Source organism: Kitasatospora sp. NPDC042419 (genome assembly GCF_056437345.1).
Genome location: NZ_JBWKAW010000054.1, coordinates 1 through 17,867, shown reverse-complemented (window position 1 = coordinate 17,867; position 17,867 = coordinate 1). Strand labels below are relative to the sequence as shown.

2 protein-coding genes are annotated in these 17,867 nt (G+C 74.2%); both read left to right on the top strand.

The features are described from left to right. Position 1 precedes the first annotated feature (1 nt). Complete coding sequence (locus AC067J_RS42300) at positions 2-12,910, top strand: amino acid adenylation domain-containing protein (protein ID WP_478308172.1); 12,909 nt, start codon at positions 2-4, stop codon at positions 12,908-12,910. Further along, positions 12,910-17,867 (top strand): amino acid adenylation domain-containing protein (locus tag AC067J_RS42295; RefSeq protein WP_478308171.1); only part of this gene is annotated, 4,958 nt, incomplete at its 3' end. The genes AC067J_RS42300 and AC067J_RS42295, both read left to right, overlap by 1 nt.

The following is a 17,867-nucleotide window of genomic DNA, read 5'->3' as shown; positions in this document are numbered from 1 at the left end:
AATGGCTACGTCTGAGGGTGGACTCCGGGAGTTGATGGCGGGCCAGCTCGCGGTCTGGTACAGCCATCAGCTCGCCCCCGAGAACCCGTACTTCAACGGCGCCGAATACCTGGAGCTCGACGGCGACGTGGACCTGGGCCTCCTCGTGAAGGCCTCGCAGCGCCTGATGGAGGAGGCGGACGCCGTCCGGCTGCGGATCCGCGAGGTCGACGGGCAGCCGCGGCAGTACTTCCACGACGCGGCGGACTACCCGGTCGACGTGATCGACGTCAGTGGCGAGGCCGACCCGCGCGCGGCCGCCGAGCGCCTGATGTGGGAGGACCTCCGGCAGGCGAGGGGGGCGGCCGATCGCTCCCTCTACCGGATCAAGGTCTTCACGGCGGGCCCCCGCTTCACCCTCTGGTACCAGCGCGCCTACCACGTCATCCTCGACGGCCGCAGCGTCGCGCTGATCGTCGGCCGGCTGTCGCAGATCTACAACGCGCTGCTGCGGGGCGAGTCGGTGGAGGAGGCCGCCCTGCCGTCCAGCACCGTGCTGATGGACGCGGAACGCGAGTACCGGGCCTCCGCCGACTACGAGGCGGACCGGGAGTACTGGCGCGACGCCCTGGCCGGGATCCCACAGGCGGAGGGTCTCGGCGGCAGCTACGCGGGGCGGGCCCAGCGAGCCCCCGTCCGGTTCCTCGGGGATGTCGACGCCTCGGTCGGCGCGAACCTGAAGACGGCGGCCCGCGGGCTGGGCACCAACTTCGCCGGTCTGATGATCAGTGCAGCAGCGCTCTACCAGTACCACCTCACCGGGCAGCGGGAGGTGGTCGTCGGTGTGCCGGTGAGCGGCCGCGTGGGGACGCGGGACCTCGCGATCCCGATGATGACCAACAACGTCCTCCCGATCCGGGTGACGATCTCCCCGGACACCACCGTCGCGGACCTCGTACGACGGACCACCCGCGCGGTGTTCCGGGGACTGCGCCACCAGCGGTACCGCTACGAGGAGATGCTCCACGACGCCGCGCTCGGCGAGGGCGACCTGTGGGACCTCATGATCAACGTGATGTCCTTCGACATCTACGCGCTGCCGTTCGGCGACTGCACCGTCACCGCGCACAACATGGCGAGCGGGCCGGTCGACGGCACCCGGATCGACGTCTACGACCGGCTCGGTATGGAGATCGCCGTCGACGTCAACCCCGACGCGCCCGACCTCGCGCCGGGCGAGGAGGTCTGCCGCCGCTTCCTCGCGCTGGCGACCTGGCTCGTCTCCGTCGCGCCCGACGAACCGGTGGGCCGGTCCGGGCTGCTGGACGCGGACGAGCGCCGACGGGTGCTCGTCGAGTGGAACGACACCGCGGCCGACCTCGGGACGGAGCTGGCACCGGAGCTGTTCGCGGCACAGGTGGCGCGGACGCCGGACGCGGTGGCGGTGGTCGCGGACGGCGCCCGGGTCTCGTACGCGGAACTGGACGCCCGCGCGAACCGCCTGGCGCACTTCCTGCTGGGCGAGGGGATCTCCGCCGAGTCGGTGGTGGGTGTCTGCCTGCCGAGGGGCGTGGACGCGGTGGTGGCGATCCTCGCCGCCTGGAAGGCGGGCGCGGCGTTCCTGCCGATCGACCCGGAGCACCCGGTGGAGCGCATCGCCTACCTGCTGGCCGACAGCGGCGCGGCCGTGACGCTGACGGACGGGACGACGCGGGTCGAGGAGCTCGCGGGTGGCGCACGGATCGTGGCGATGGACGGCGCACCGCTGGTCGCACGGCTGGCGGCGCTGCCGGCGACCGACCCCGGGGTGGTGGCGTCGGCCGACGGCCTGGCGTACGTGATCTACACGTCGGGTTCGACGGGTCGGCCGAAGGGTGTGGCGGTTCCGCACGGCGGTCTGGCGAACTACGCCCGCTGGGCGGCGGGTTCGTACCGGACGGAGGGTGGCGCGCCGTTGCACTCCTCGCTGGCGTTCGACCTGACGGTGACGAGTGTGGTGGTGCCGCTGGTCTCGGGTGCGCCGGTGGTGGTGAGCCGTGAGGGCGGTGCGGAGGGTCTGGCGGAGCTGCTGCGCTCCGTGGAGGGCGGCTTCGGTCTGGTGAAGGCCGTTCCGGCGCATCTCCCGCTGCTGGACGAGATGTTGACGGATAATCAGCTCAAGAACGCGGCGGCCACCTGGGTGGTGGGTGGTGAGGCGCTGCCCGGTTCGGTGGTGCGGAGCCTGCTGGAGCGCGCTCCTGGGTCCGTGGTGGTGAACGAGTACGGCCCGACCGAGGCGACGGTCGGCTGTGCGGTGTTCGAGGTGCGGGCCGGGCAGGAGGTGGGCGACTCGGTGGCGATCGGCCGCCCGGTCGCCAACACCCGCCTGTACGTGCTGGACGAATCCCTGCGGCCGGCGGCGCCGGGTGTCGCGGGCGAGCTGTACATCGCGGGCGCGCAGCTGGCGCGCGGCTATCTGAAGCGCCCCGGGCTGACGGCGGAGCGGTTCGTGGCGAACCCGTTCGAGCCGGGCCTGCGGATGTACCGTACGGGTGACGTCGCCCGTTGGACGCGCGGGGGTGAACTGGAGTACCTGGGGCGTGCGGACGAGCAGGTGAAGGTCCGCGGGTACCGGATCGAGCCGGGCGAGGTCCAGGCCGTCCTCACCGCCCACCCGGCGGTCGCCCAGGCCGCGGTGATCGCCCGCGAGGACACGCCGGGCGACGTGCAGCTCGTCGGGTACGTGGTGCCCAGCGGCGCGGCCGACGGCGTGGCCGAGCAGGTCCGGACGTTCGCGGCCGAGCAACTGCCCGAGCACATGGTCCCGTCCGCCGTCGTGGTCCTCGACGCCCTGCCGCTGGCGATGAGCGGCAAGCTCGACCGCAAGGCCCTGCCCGCCCCGGACTTCGGCACCCGGGCGGGCGCCGGACGCGCCCCGGCGAACGCGCGCGAGGAGATCCTCTGTGCCGCGTTCGCGGAGGTCCTCGGCCTGGAGCGGGTCGGCGTCGACGACAACTTCTTCCAGCTCGGCGGTCAGTCCCTGATGGCGATCCGCATGGTGGGGACGATCCGCAAGCTCGGAGTCTCCGTGTCGGTGCGGGCGTTCTTCGAATCCCCCACGCCGGCCGGCCTCGCCCTCTCCGTGGGCGCCGGGACGGTGGCCGTGCCGGCGAACCTGATCCCCGCCGACGCGGTCGAGATCACCCCGGAGATGCTGCCGCTGGTCGACCTCTCGGCCGAGGAACTGGCGCGCGTGGTGGCCTCCGTCGAGGGCGGCGCCGCGAACATCGCCGACGTCTACCCGCTGGCCCCGCTGCAGCAGGGCCTGCTCTTCCACCACCTCATGGCCGACGGCGACGACGACACCTATCTGGCCTCGGCCGTCCTGGGGTTCGACTCCAGGGAGCGGTTCGACGCCTTCGCCGGTGCGCTGCAACAGGTGCTGGACCGGCACGACATCTTCCGCACGTCGATCGTGTGGGAGGGACTGCCCGAGCCGGTCCAGGTGGTGTGGCGGAGCGCCGAACTGCCGGTGACCGAGGTGGCCCTGGACCCGCACGCCGCCGATCCGGTGGCCGAGCTGCCGGCCGTGGTCGGCCGGACGATGGACATCACCCGGGCGCCGCTGCTCGGGCTCCACGTGGCTGCGACCGCGGACGGCCGCTGGCTGGCCCTGCTGCGGCTGCACCACCTGGTGCAGGACCACACCACGGTCGAGGTGCTGCTCGCCGAGATCGAGGCCTTCCTGGGCGGGCGCGGCGGCGAGCTGCCGCAGCCGCTGCCGTTCCGCGACTTCGTGGCGCAGGTGCGCGGCGGGGTCCAACCGGCCGAGCACGAAAGGTACTTCGCGGAGCTGCTGGGCGACGTCACCGAGCCGACGGCGCCGTTCGGGCTGCTGGAGACGCGTGAGCCGGGGGCGGAGACCTCCGAGACCGAAGCGCGGGTCGCACCCGACCTCGAACGCAAGCTCCGCCGGGTCTCGCGGAAGGTCGGTGCCAGCCCCGCGACGCTGATGCACGTCGCGTGGGCCCGGGTCCTCGCGGCGGTGTCCGGCCACGACGACGTGGTGTTCGGCACGGTGCTGTTCGGCCGGATGAACGCCGACGCGGAGGCGGACCGCCAGCTCGGCCCCTTCATGAACCTCCTGCCGGTGCGCGTGAAGACCGGGGAACTGGGCGTGCTCGCCGCCGTGGGAGCGGTGCGGAGCCAGCTCGCCGCACTGCAGGAGCACGAGCACGCACCGCTCGCCGTGGCGCAGAGCGCCAGCGGCTTGGAGGGCGAAACCCCCCTGTTCGCCTCCATGTTCAACTTCCGGCACAACGACGGCTCGGTCAGCAAGAGCGGTGCCCTCTTCGACGGCGTCGAACTGCGGTACTACCGGGAGTACACCAACTACCCGCTCGCGGTGAACGTCGACGACGACGATGACGCGATGCGTCTGACCGTCGACGTGGCGTCCCCCGTGGACCCGCAGCTCGTCATCTCCCTGCTGTGCACGGCGACGTGGAACCTCCTGGTCGCGCTGGAACGGGCGGTGGCGGGCGGCCCGGAGGTCGCCCTGGGCTCGGTCGAGGTGCTGGACGCCGCGGAGCGTCGTCGGGTGTTGGTGGAGTGGAACGACACTGCGGTCGGGGTTGAGCCGTCGACGTTGCCGGGGTTGTTCGCGGCGCAGGTGGCGCGGACGCCGGATGCGGTGGCGCTGGTCGCCGACGGTGTGGAGCTGTCGTACGCCGAGTTGGACGCCCGGGCGAACCGTCTGGCCCGCTTGTTGGTGGGTCGTGGTGTCGGCGCGGAGTCGGTGGTCGCGGTGGCGTTGGAGCGCGGTGTCGACTTGGTGGTGGCGCTGCTGGGTGTGGTGAAGGCGGGTGGTGCGTATCTGCCGGTGGATCCGTCGTACCCGGCGGAGCGGATCGCGGTGGTGCTGGAGGACGCGGCTCCGGCGGTGGTGCTGACGGCGGAGGCCTTCAGGGGCCTGGTCCCGTCCGGTGCGCCGGCGGTGGTGCTGGACGAGCCTGCGGTCGTCGCGGAGTTGGCGGGTCTGCCGGGCTCGGTGCCTGGGGTCGACCTGGTGCCGGCGCATCCGGCGTATGTGATCTTCACGTCGGGTTCGACGGGGCGCCCGAAGGGTGTGGTGGTGTCGCACGAGGGCATCGTGAACCGTCTGTCGTGGATGCAGTCGCGGTTCGAACTCGCGGCGGCTGATCGGGTGTTGCAGAAGACGCCGTTCGGTTTCGATGTGTCGGTGTGGGAGTTCTTCTGGCCGTTGTCGGTGGGTGCTGCTCTGGTGGTGGCGCGTCCGGAGGGTCACAAGGAGCCGGAGTACCTGGCCTCGTTGATCGCGGAGCGTGGGGTGACGACGGCGCACTTCGTGCCGTCGATGCTGGAGGCGTTCCTGGCGGAGCCGGCCGCTGCGGGTTGTGGCGGGGTGTTGCGGCGGGTGGTGTGCTCGGGTGAGGTGCTGCCGCTCCGTACCCAGCAGCGGTTCTTCGAGGTGTTCGACAGTGTGGGGCTGCACAACCTGTACGGTCCGACGGAGGCGTCCGTCGACGTCACGGCGTGGGAGTGCGCGCCGGGGCAGACGGCGGGCGTGGTGCCGATCGGCGGGCCGGTGGCCAACACCCGCCTGTACGTCCTGGATTCGTCGTTGCGGCCGGTGCCGGTCGGCGTCGCCGGTGAGCTCTACCTCGCGGGCGTCCAGCTGGCCCGCGGCTACGCCCACCGCTCCGGGCTCACGGCGGAGCGGTTCGTCGCGAACCCGTTCGAGCCGGGTGTGCGGATGTACCGCACGGGTGATCTCGCGAAGTGGACCGGGGACGGGCAGTTGGAGTTCCTGGGGCGTGCGGACGAGCAGGTGAAGATCCGTGGCTTCCGGATCGAGCCGGGTGAGGTGCAGGCCGTGGTGGCCGCGCATCCGCTGGTGGCGCAGGCGGCGGTGGTCGCGCGGCAGGACGTGCCGGGTGACATCCGCCTGGTCGCCTACGTCGTCACCGACGGCGAGGGCACTGAACTGTCGCAGTCCGTGCGGGAGTTCGCGGCGCTCAGTCTGCCGGAGTACATGGTGCCGTCGGCGGTCGTCGTCCTCGACGCGCTGCCGCTGAGCGTGAACGGCAAGCTGGACCGCAAGGCCCTGCCCGCCCCCGAGTACGTCTCCGGTACCGGTCGCGGCCCGGCGAACGCCCGCGAGGAGATCCTGTGCGCCGCGTTCGCCGAGGTCCTCGGCCTGGAGCGGGTCGGCGTCGACGACAACTTCTTCCGGCTCGGCGGCCACTCCCTCCTGGGCATCCGCCTGGTGGAGGAGCTGCGCCTGCGGGGCGTCTCCGTCTCCGTGCGGACGCTCTTCCGGTCGCCGACCCCCGCGGGCCTGGCGGCCTCCACCGGGGCGAGCCAGGTGGAGGTGCCGGCGAACCTGATCCCCGCCGACGCGGTCGAGATCACCCCGGAGATGCTGCCCCTGGTCGAGCTGACCGTCGAGGAGATCGCCCGGATCGCCGCCACCGTCGAGGGCGGCGCCGCGAACATCGCCGATGTCTACCCGCTCGCCCCGCTCCAGGAGGGCCTGCTCTTCCACCACCTGCTCGCCGACGGCGGCGAGGACGCCTACGTGCTGCGGGCGGCGCTGGAGTTCGACACCCGTGCTCGGCTGGACGCCTTCGTCGAGGCGCTCCAGCTGGTCGTGGACCGGCACGACATCTTCCGCACGTCCTTCGTCTGGGAGGGCCTGCGCGAGCCGGTGCAGGTGGTGTGGCGCGAGGTCGTCCTGCCCGTCACCGAGGTGCGGCTCGCCCCCGACACCGTCGATCCGGCCGCAGAGCTGCAGGCCCTGGTCGGCTCCTCGATGGACCTGGGCCGTGCGCCGCTGCTGCGGGTGGACTACGCGGAGCTGCCGGGTGGCGGCTGGATGGCCCTGGCCCGGATGCACCACACGGTGCGTGACCACACCGCGCTGGAGGTCGTGCTCAGCGAGGTCCGGACGATCGTGGCCGGCCGCGTGGCCCAGCTGCCCGCGCCGATGCCGTTCCGCAACTTCGTCGCGCAGTCCCGCCGCGGTGTCCCGCTGGTGGAGCACGAGCGGTACTTCGCGGGCCTGCTCGCGGACGTGGACGAGCCGACCGCGGCGTACGGGCTGCTGAACGTGCGCGGCGACGGCGCGGACTCGGTGCACGGGGTGACCGCCTTCGGGCCGGCGCTCGGCAACCGTCTGCGGGAGACCGCGCGCCGTCTGGGCACCAGCCCGGCGACGCTGATGCACGTGGCCTGGGCCCGGGTGCTGGCCGTGGTCAGCGGCCGTGACGACGTGGTCTTCGGTACGGTGCTGTACGGCCGGATGAACTCCGGGGCGGGCTCCGACCGGGTGCCCGGACCGTTCATGAACACCCTGCCCGTGCGCGCCCTGACCGACCGCCACGGCGTGCTCGCCGCCGTCACCGCGATGCGTGACCAGCTCGCCGAGCTGCTGGAGCACGAGCACGCCCCGCTGGTCGCGGCGCAGCGCGCCAGCGGCATCGTCGGCGACTCCCCGCTGTTCACCTCCTTCATCAACTACCGCCGCAACGAGGGGCAGAGCCCCGAGGAGCGGGCCGGCGAGGTGATGGAGGGGACCCGTCTGCTGCTGTCGCGGGAGCGCACCAACTACCCGCTGGTCATCCTGGTGGACGACAACGACGACGGGATCGAGGTCGCGGTCGACGCGGTGGCGCCGATCGACTCGGCCGAGGTGGGCGCGCTGGTGCGCACCGCCACCGAGAACCTGGTCGGCGCGCTGGAGGCGGCGCTCGACGGCGGCCCGGAGCTGCCGCTGAGCGAGGTCCGGGTGCTGGCGGAGGCCGAGCGCTCGCGGCTGCTCACCGAGTGGAACGACACCGCGGCCGAGGTGCCGGAGGGCACCGTCGTCGACCGGTTCGAGGCGCAGGCGGCCCGGACCCCGGACGCGGTGGCGCTCGTCGCCGACGGCGAGCGGGTGTCGTACGCGGAGCTGGACGCCCGGGCCAACCAGCTCGCGCACTACCTGGTCGCCCAGGGCATCGGTGCCGAGTCCGTGGTGGGCCTGGCGCTGCCGCGCGGCGTCGAGATGATCACCGCTGTGCTGGCGGTCTGGAAGGCCGGCGCCGGCTACCTGCCGGTCGACCCCGAGCAGCCGGCCGACCGGGTGGCGTTCGTGCTCACCGACTGCCGGGTCGCCCTGGTGCTGACCACCGAGGAGGTCCTGGAGGACCTGCCGGCCGGGCGGATCCGGACGGTCGCGCTGGACGGCACGCTGACGGCGATGCAGCTGGCGGCGGCCCCGGCCACCGCGCCCGGCGCGGCCGCCGACCCGGGCTGCCCGGCCTACGTGATCTACACCTCGGGCTCGACCGGCCGTCCGAAGGGCGTCGTCGTGACCCACGGGGCACTGGCCAACTACGTGGCCACGGTGCCGCCGAGGATCGGTTTCACCGGACCGGGCGCCCGGTACGCCCTGCTCCAGGCGCAGGTCACCGACCTGGGCAACACGGTGCTGTTCGCGAGCCTGGTGACCGGGGGCGAGCTGCACGTCCTGGAGGAGGCCGCGGTCACCGACCCGGCCGCGGTCGCGGACTACCTGGCCGAGCACGGCATCGACCATCTGAAGGCCGTCCCCTCGCACCTCGCGGCGCTGAGCGCGGTGGCCGGCCCGGAGCGGCTGCTCCCGGCGCGGTCGCTGGTGCTCGGCGGCGAGGCCGCCGCGCCGGAGTGGGTGCGGGAACTGGTCGCCGCGGCCGACGGGTGCGAGGTGTTCAACCACTACGGTCCGACCGAGACCACCATCGGTGTCGCCACCACCCGGCTGACCGCCGACCTGGTCGCCGACGGCGTGGTCCCGGTCGGCCGACCGGTCGGCAACACCCGCTTCCACGTGTTGGACGCCCGTCTCCAGCCGGTGCCGGTGGGCGTCGCGGGCGAGCTGTACGTGGCCGGTGCCCAGCTGGCGCGCGGCTATGTGCGGCGCCCGGGTCTGACGGCGGAGCGGTTCGTCGCCAACCCCTTCGAGCCGGGCACCCGTGTGTACCGCACCGGTGACCTCGCGAAGTGGACCGCGGACGGCCGGGTGGTCTTCCTCGGCCGGGCGGACGAGCAGGTGAAGATCCGCGGCCACCGGATCGAGCCGGGTGAGGTGCAGGCGGCGCTGGCCGCCCACCGGCAGGTCGCCCAGGCGGCCGTGGTCGCCCGCCGGGACACCCCGGGCGAGGTCCGCCTGGTCGCCTACGTGGTACCCGGTGCCGGTGCTGACGCCATTGAACTCCCGGCCCAGCTGCGGCAGTTCGCCGTCGATCGGCTGCCCGAGCACCTGGTGCCGTCGGCCGTCGTGGTGCTGGACGCCCTCCCGCTGGCCGCCAACGGCAAGCTGGACCGCAAGGCGCTCCCGGCGCCGGACTTCGCGAGCCGGTCCGGCGCCGGCCGGGGCCCCGCGGACGCCCGCGAGGAGATCGTCTGCGCGGCCTTCGCCGAGGTGCTGGAGCTGGAGAAGGTCGGCGTGGACGACGACTTCTTCGAGCTGGGCGGACACTCCCTGGTGGCCGTCCGACTGGTGGAGATGCTGCGCGCGCAGGGCGTCTCGGTGTCCGTCCGCACCCTGTTCGACAACCCTTCGCCGGCCGGCGTGGCGGCCTCGGTGGGTGCCGAGCGCGTCACCGCCCCGGCCAACCGGATCCCGGCGGACGCGCGGGAGATCACCCCGGAGATGCTCCCCATGGTGGAGCTGACGCCGGAGGAGGTCGCGGCCGTGGTCGCGGCCGTCCCGGGCGGCGCCGCGAACATCGCGGACGTCTACCCGCTGGCCCCGCTGCAGGAGGGCCTGCTGTTCCACCACGTGCTCGCGGCCGGCGGCGACGACGCCTACGTGATGCCGGCCGTGCTGGAGTTCGACTCCCGGGCGCGCCTGGACGCCTTCGCCCGGGCCGTGGACCGGGTGGTGGAGCGGCACGACATCTACCGGACCGCCTACGTCTGGGAGGGCCTGCGCGAGCCGGTGCAGGTGGTGCTGCGGCACGCGCCGCTGTCGGTCACCGAGACCGCGACGGACCCCCTGGCCGCCGACCCGGTGGCCGAGCTGGTCGCCCTCGGCGGCCACTCGATGGACCTGGCCGACCCGCCGCTGATCACCCTGCATGTCGCGGCCGCCCCCGGCGGCCGGTGGCTGGCGCTGATCCGGGCGCACCACATGGTGCGCGACCACACCGCGCTGGTCGTGCTGCTGACCGAGGTCCAGGCCTTCCTGACCGGCCGCAGCGCCGAACTGCCCGCCCCCCTGCCGTTCCGCGACTTCGTCGCCCAGGCCCGCGGCGGTGTGCCGCGGGAGGAGCACGAGCGGTACTTCGCCGAGCTGCTGGGCGACGTGACGGAGCCGACCGCCCCCTTCGGCCTGGTCGACGTGCGCGGCGACGGAACCGCCCTGGTGCGCAACCAGGTCGAGCCCGCGCCGGAGGTGGACGCCCGGCTGCGCGAGGTGGCCCGCCGCCTGGGCACCAGCCCGGCGACGCTGCTGCACGTGGTCTGGGGCCGGGTGCTGGCGGCCGTCTCGAACCAGCCGACGGTGGTGTTCGGCACCGTCCTGTCCGGCCGGATGAACGCGGCCGCCGGCGCCGACCGGATCCCCGGTCCCTTCATCAACACCCTGCCGGTGCGGGTGCGCGACCAGCGCCTCGGCGTGGTGGCGGCCGTCGCCGCCATGCGCGGCCAGCTCGCGGAGCTGCTGGAGCACGAGCACGCCCCGCTGGTGGTCGCGCAGCGCTCCGCCGGGGTGGCCGCCGGCAGCCCGCTGTTCACCTCGTTCATCAACTACCGGCGCAACGCCGGCCGGAACCTGGACGAGCGCTGGGACGGCGAACTCGACGGCACCCGCCTGGTGTTCGCGAACGAGCGGACCAACTTCCCGCTCGCCCTGATGGTCGACGACAACGGCGTGGACATCGGCCTGTCGGTGGACGCGGTGGCGCCGGTCGACGGCGCCGCGGTCGGCGGACTGGTCCGCACCGCGACGGCGAACCTGGTGACGGCGCTGGAGACCGCCCTCGACGGCGGTCCCGAACTCCCGCTGGACGCGGTGGCGGTGCTGGACGAGGGCGGGCTGCGCCGGATCCTCGACGACTGGAACGACACCGGCCGCGGCCTGGCCGCGGCCACGCTGCCCGAGCTGTTCGCGGCCCGGGTCGCCGCCGCTCCCGGCGCACCGGCGCTGGTGGCCGACGGCGTGCACCTGACGTACGCGGAGCTGGACGCCCGGTCCGACCGGCTGGCACGGCTGCTGGTCGGCCGCGGGGTGGGCCCCGAGTCGGTGGTGGCGGTCGCCCTGGAGCGCGGCGCCGACCTGGTGGTCGCCCTGCTCGCCGTGGTGAAGGCCGGCGGCGCCTACCTGCCCGTGGACCCGTCCTACCCGGCCGGGCGCATCGCCCGGATGATCGAGGACTCCGCGCCGGTGCTGCTGCTGACCGGCGGCCGGAACCCCCTCGCCGCCGCCGGCCCGGTCCGGGTGCTGCTGGACGATCCCGCGACGGTCCGCGAGCTGGCGGCCCCGGACGGCGGCCGGCCGCTCGCGGAGTCGCGCGCGCCGCTGCACGCGGACAACGCGGCGTACGTCGTGCACACCTCCGGCTCCACCGGACGGCCCAAGGGCACCGTGGTGCCGCACCGGGCCGTCGACCGCCTGGTCCGCGAGTCCGGCTTCCTGGCCCTGGGCCCCGGGAACGTCGTCGGCCAGCTCTCCTCGGCCTCCTTCGACGCGGCGACCCTGGAGATCTGGGGCGCCCTGCTGACCGGCGCCACCCTCGCCGTCGCCCCGCCCGGCGCGCTGTCGGTGGCCGAGCTCAAGGAGTTCCTGACCGGCCGGGCCGTGGACACGGCCTGGCTCACCGCGGGCCTGTTCCACGAGGTGGTCGGCCAGGACGTGACCGCCCTGGCCGGACTGCGCCGGCTGCTCGCGGGCGGCGACGCCCTCTCGCCGGCGCACTGCCGCCGACTGCTGACCGCCCTTCCCGAGGTCCGGCTGTTCAACGGCTACGGCCCGACCGAGAACACCACCTTCACCACCGTCCACGAGGTCCTCGCCGCCGACCTGGCCGAAGGGACCGCCTCGGTGCCGATCGGCGCCCCGATCGCCGACACCCGGGTGTACGTGCTGGACGCCTCGCTGCGCCCGGTGCCGGTCGGGGTCGAGGGCGAGCTCTACAGCACCGGCGCGGGCCTGGCCCGCGGCTACGACCGGCAGGCCGCCCTGACCGCCGAACGGTTCGTGGCCTGCCCCCTGGAGCCGGGGACGCGGATGTACCGCACCGGCGACCGGGCGCGGTGGACGGCCGACGGCCGGCTGGTGTTCGCCGGCCGCACCGACGACCAGGTGAAGATCCGCGGCTTCCGGGTCGAGCCGGAGGAGGTGGCCGAGGTGCTCGCCGCCCACCCGCGGGTGGCACAGGCGGTGGTCGTCGCCGACGAGGACGCCTCCGGCGGCCGCCGGCTGGTCGCCCACGTCGTCCCCGAGGACGGCGCGGGATCCGGTACCGAGAGCGAACTCGTGCCCGCGCTGCGCGAGTTCCTGGCCGACCGGCTGCCCGAGTACCTGGTCCCGGCGGCCGTCGTGGTCCTCCCGGCCCTGCCGCTGACCGTGAACGGCAAGCTCGACCGCGCGGCCCTGCCCGCCGTGGCGTTCACGGCCGGCGGCGGCCGCGGTCCGGCCGACAGCCGCGAGGAGGCCGTCGGCGCCCTGTTCCGCGAGGTCCTCGGCCTGGAGGCGGTGGGCATGGACGACGACTTCTTCGCCCTGGGCGGCCACTCCCTGCTGGCCACCCGCCTGGTGACCCGGGTGCGGGAAGTCCTGGGCACCGAACTGCCGCTGCGGGCGGTGTTCGAGGCCCGAACCGTGGCCGGCCTGGCCCGGCGTGTGGGAACCGAGAAGTCCACCAGGCCTGCTCTGCGGCCGATGCGCAACCACGAGGAGTCCTGATGGTTCCCCTGTCCTTCGCCCAGCGCCGGCTCTGGTTCATCGGCCAGCTGGACGGCCCGGGTTCCCGGTACAACCTGCCGGTCGTCCTCCGGCTCACGGGCCGGGTGGACGGCGCGGCGCTGAACGCGGCGCTGCGGGACGTCATCGGCCGGCACGAGGTGCTGCGCACGGTGTTCCCGGCCCGGGACGGCGAGCCCCACCAGCGGATCCTCGCCCTCGACGGACTGGACTGGGAGCTGGCCCGCGCCGAGGTCACCCCGGAGGGGCTGGACGAGGCCGTCGCGGCCGCGGCCCGGTACCCCTTCGACCTGTCGCGGGAGGTCCCGATCCGGGCCGCGCTGTTCTCGACCGGTCCGGAGGAGCACACCCTCGCCCTCACCGTCCACCACATCGCCGGCGACGGCTGGTCGCTGCGCGTCCTCGCCCGGGACCTCTCGGCCGCGTACGCGGCGCGGCTCGCCGGCCGGGCGCCGGAGTGGGAGCCGCTGCCCGTCCAGTACGCCGACTACGCGCTCTGGCAGCGCGAGCTGCTCGGCGACGAGGACGACCCGGAGAGCCGGATGGCACGCCAGGTCGCCCACTGGCGCGACGCGCTGGCGGGCGTCCCGGAGGAGCTGGCCCTGCCGGCCGACCGCCCGCGTCCGGCCGTCGGCTCCTACCGCGGCCACCGGGTGCCCCTGGAGGTGCCCGCCGAGGTGCACGCGGGGCTCGTCGAGCTGGCGCTCGCCGAGGGCGTCACCCCGTTCACGGTGCTGCGCGGAGCCCTGGCCGTCCTGCTCTCCCGGCTCGGCGCCGGCACCGACATCCCGATCGGCTCGGCGGTCGCCGGCCGCGCCGACTCGGCCCTGGACGACCTGGTCGGCTTCTTCGTCAACACCCTGGTCATCCGCAGCGACCTGGCGGGCGACCCCAGCTTCCGGGAACTGCTGGCACGGACGCAGGAGGCCGCCCTGGCGGCCTTCGAGCACCAGGACGTGCCGTTCGAGAAGCTGGTCGAGGAGCTCGCGCCCGCCCGTTCGATGGCGCGCCACCCGCTGTTCCAGGTCGTGCTGAACCTCCAGAACAACGCCGCGGCGGTGCTGGAACTGGCGGGCCTGCGCGCCGAGGTGGCCGACGCCGGGGTCCACGGGGCCAAGTTCGACCTGGAGGTGGACTGCTGGGAGACCTTCGACGCGGCAGGCCGCCCGGCCGGTCTGCGCGGCTCGCTGACGGTGGCCGCCGACCTGTTCGAGGAGTCGTCGGCCGGACCGCTGGCCGCCCGCCTGGTGCGGGTGCTGTCCCAGCTGGTCGCCGACCCGGCGGCGCCGGTGGGCGGCGTCGAGGTGCTCGACGCCGCCGAGCGCGCGCGAGTGCTCGGCGAGTGGGCCGGCGAGCTCCCGGCCGAGCCGGCCGCGTTCCTGCCCGAGCTGTTCGCGGCCCAGGTGGCGCGGACCCCGGACGCCGTCGCCGTGGTGTCCGAGGGGGCCGAGCTGACCTACGCCGAGCTGGACGCGCGGGCGGACCGGCTCGCGCGCCGCCTGCTCGGCGCGGGCGTGGGGGCGGGCGCCGTGGTCGGGGTCTGCCTGGAGCGCGGCGCCGACCTGGTGACGGCGCTGCTGGCCGTGCTGCGGACCGGCGCGGCGTACCTGCCGCTCGACCCCGACTACCCGGCGGAGCGGCTGGCGTACGTGCTGGCCGACGCCGCGCCGGTGTGCGTCCTCACCTCGGAGGAGTGCGCCGCCGCGCTCCCCGGGAACGTGACGCCCGTGCTGGTGACGGACCCGGCCGCCGAGCAGTCGGACCGCACGCCGCCGGTCGCGGCGGTCCGCGCGCAGGACCCCGCCTACGTCATCCACACCTCCGGCTCCACCGGCCGCCCCAAGGGCGTCGTGGTCCCGCACCTCGCGCTCGCCGCGCACCTGCGGGGCGCGGCGGAGCGGGTGCCGCTGGCGGTCGGCGACCGGCTGGTGGCGGTGACCACGGTGTCCTTCGACATCGCGGTGCTGGAACTGTTCCTGCCGCTGGTGTCGGGAGCGGCGGTGGTGGTGGCGCCGCGCGACGCGGTCCGCGACCCGTCCGCGCTGCTGGAGCTGGTCGTCTCGTCGGGCGCGACGGTGATGCAGGGCGTCCCCTCGCTCTGGCGGGGCGTACTGGAGGCCGGCGCCTGGCCGGCCTCGGTGCGGATGCTGGTCGGCGGCGAGGCGCTGCCGGCCGAACTCGCGGCCCGGGCGGCCGCCACCGGCGCACCGGCCGTGAACATGTACGGCCCCACCGAGGTGACCGTCTGGGCCACCTCCGCCCCGGTCCGCGGCGAGGGCCCCGTGCTGGTCGGCCGGCCGTTCGCCGACGTGCGCGCGCACGTCCTGGACGAGCGGCTGCGCCCGGTCGCCCCCGGCGTGGCGGGCGAGCTGTACCTGTCCGGCGCCCAGGTCGCCCTCGGCTACCTGGGCCGCCCCGAGCTGACGGCCGAGCGGTTCGTGGCCTCGCCGTACGGGGCGGGGGCGCGAATGTACCGCACCGGCGACCTCGCGCGCTGGACGGCGGACGGGCAGCTGGAGTGCCTGGGCCGGGCGGACGAGCAGGTCAAGGTCCGCGGCTTCCGGATCGAGCCGGGCGAGGTCGAGGCGGTCCTCGCCGCCCACGACACGGTGGCGCGGGCGGCCGTGGTGGCCCGCGAGGACGTGCCGGGTGACGTGCGCCTGGTCGCGTACGTGGTCGCCCGGGCCGACGCGGCCGTGGACGGCGCGCTGCTGCGCGCGCACGCGGGGCGGAGCCTGCCCCCGTACATGGTGCCGTCGGCGGTCGTGGTGCTGGACGCCCTGCCGCTGACCGCCAACGGCAAGCTCGACCGCAAGGCCCTGCCGGCCCCCGGGCACACCCCGGCCGCCGCCGGCCGGGCCCCGGCGACCGTTCAGGAAGAGCTCCTCCGCGGGGCGTTCGCACAGGTCCTCGGCCTGGCCGAGGCCGCGGTCGGGGTCGACGAGGACTTCTTCGCCCTCGGCGGCCACTCCCTGCTCGCGACCCGGCTGATCAGCCGGATCCGCGCCGTGCTGGGCGTCGAGCTGCCGCTGCGCGCCCTGTTCGAGACGCCCACCGCGGCGGGCCTCGCCACCCGGTTGGCGGACGCGGACACGGCCAGGCTGCAGCTGACCGCGGGCGGACGGCCCGAGCGGGTCCCGCTGTCCTTCGCCCAGCGCCGGATGTGGTTCATCGGCCAGCTGGAGGGCCCCAGCGCCACCTACAACATCCCCGTCGCCCTGCGCCTGACCGGTGACCTCGACCGGCAGGCCCTCCGGGGCGCGCTGCGCGACACCCTGGCGCGGCACGAACTGCTGCGCACCGTGTTCGCGGTGGGCGAGGACGGTGAGCCGTGGCAGCGGGTGGTCCCGGTCGAGGAGTTGGAGTGGGAGCTGTCGGTGGTGGAGGTGGCGTCGGAGGAGTTGGACGCCGCTGTGGCCGGGGCGGCGGGTCATCTGTTCGATCTGGCGGTGGAGGTGCCGATCCGGGCGTGGGTGTTCTCCACGGGGCCGGGCGAGCATGTTCTGGTGGTGGTGGTGCACCACATCGCGGCGGACGGGTGGTCGTGGGCGCCGTTGGCGCGTGATCTGTCGGTCGCGTACGCGGCGCGTTGCGCGGGTCGGGTGCCGGTGTGGGTGCCGTTGCCGGTGCAGTACGCGGACTACGCGTTGTGGCAGCGTGAGTTGTTGGGTGACGGGGACGACCCGGACAGTCTGCTGTCGCGTCAGGTGGAGTACTGGCGTGGTGCGTTGGCGGGTGTGCCGGAGGAGTTGGCGTTGCCGGTGGACCGGGTGCGTCCGGTGGTGGCGTCGAACCGGGGTCATGAGGTGCCGGTGGTGGTTCCGGCGGTGTTGCACGCGGAGTTGGCGCGGGTGGCGCGGGCCGAGGGTGTGACGATGTTCATGGTGCTGCAGTCGGCGCTGGCGGTGTTGTTGTCGCGCCTGGGTGCGGGGACGGATGTGCCGATCGGTGCGGCGAACGCGGGTCGTACGGATGCGGCGTTGGACGATCTGGTCGGGTTCTTCGTGAACACGTTGGTGGTTCGGGCGGATCTGTCGGGTGATCCGACGTTCCGTGAGGTGTTGCGGAGGGTGCGGGAGACGAGTCTGTCGGCGTTCGCGCATCAGGACGTGCCGTTCGAGAAGCTGGTCGAGGAGTTGGCGCCGGCGCGGTCGATGGGGCGGCATCCGCTGTTCCAGACCGTGTTCACCATGCAGAACAACGCCCGGGCCGTGGTCGAGCTCCCCGGTGTGGAGACGGCCCCGCTGACGACGGCTGCCGAGGCGGCCGCGCGCTTCGACCTGGACGTGCTGCTGGGCGAGGACTTCGATGCGCAGGGAGCGCCGGCAGGCCTTCGTGGTGCGGTGATCGGTGCGGCGGACCTGTTCGAGGCGGAGTCGGTCGGGCGGTTGGCGCGGCGTCTGGTGCGGGTGCTGGAGCGGGTGGCCGGGGACCCGGGCGCGCGGCTGAGCGCGGTGGAGGTGCTGTCGGCGCGGGAGCGCGCGCAGGTGCTGACCGAGTGGAACTCCACGGTGGTGGAGCAGGGTTCGGCTCTGGTGCCGGAGCTGTTCGAGGCGCAGGTGGTGCGGACGCCGGACGCGGTGGCGGTGGTCGCGGACGGTGTGGAGGTGTCGTTCGCGGAGTTGGACGTGCGGGCGAATCGTCTTGCGCGGTATCTGGTGGGTCAGGGTGTCGGTGCGGAGTCGGTGGTGGGTGTGTGCTTGCCGCGTGGTGTCGAGGCTGTGACGGCGATCCTGGCGGTGTGGAAGGCGGGGGCGGCGTTCCTGCCGATCGATCCGGAGTATCCGGCGGAGCGGATCTCGTTCATGCTCGCGGACAGCGGTGCGGTGCTGACGCTGACGGACGAGGAGACGCTGGATGAACTTCCGGCCGGGCGGAACCGGTTGGTGGCCGTGGACGGCACGCTCACGGCGATGCAGCTGGCCGCCGAGCCCGCGAC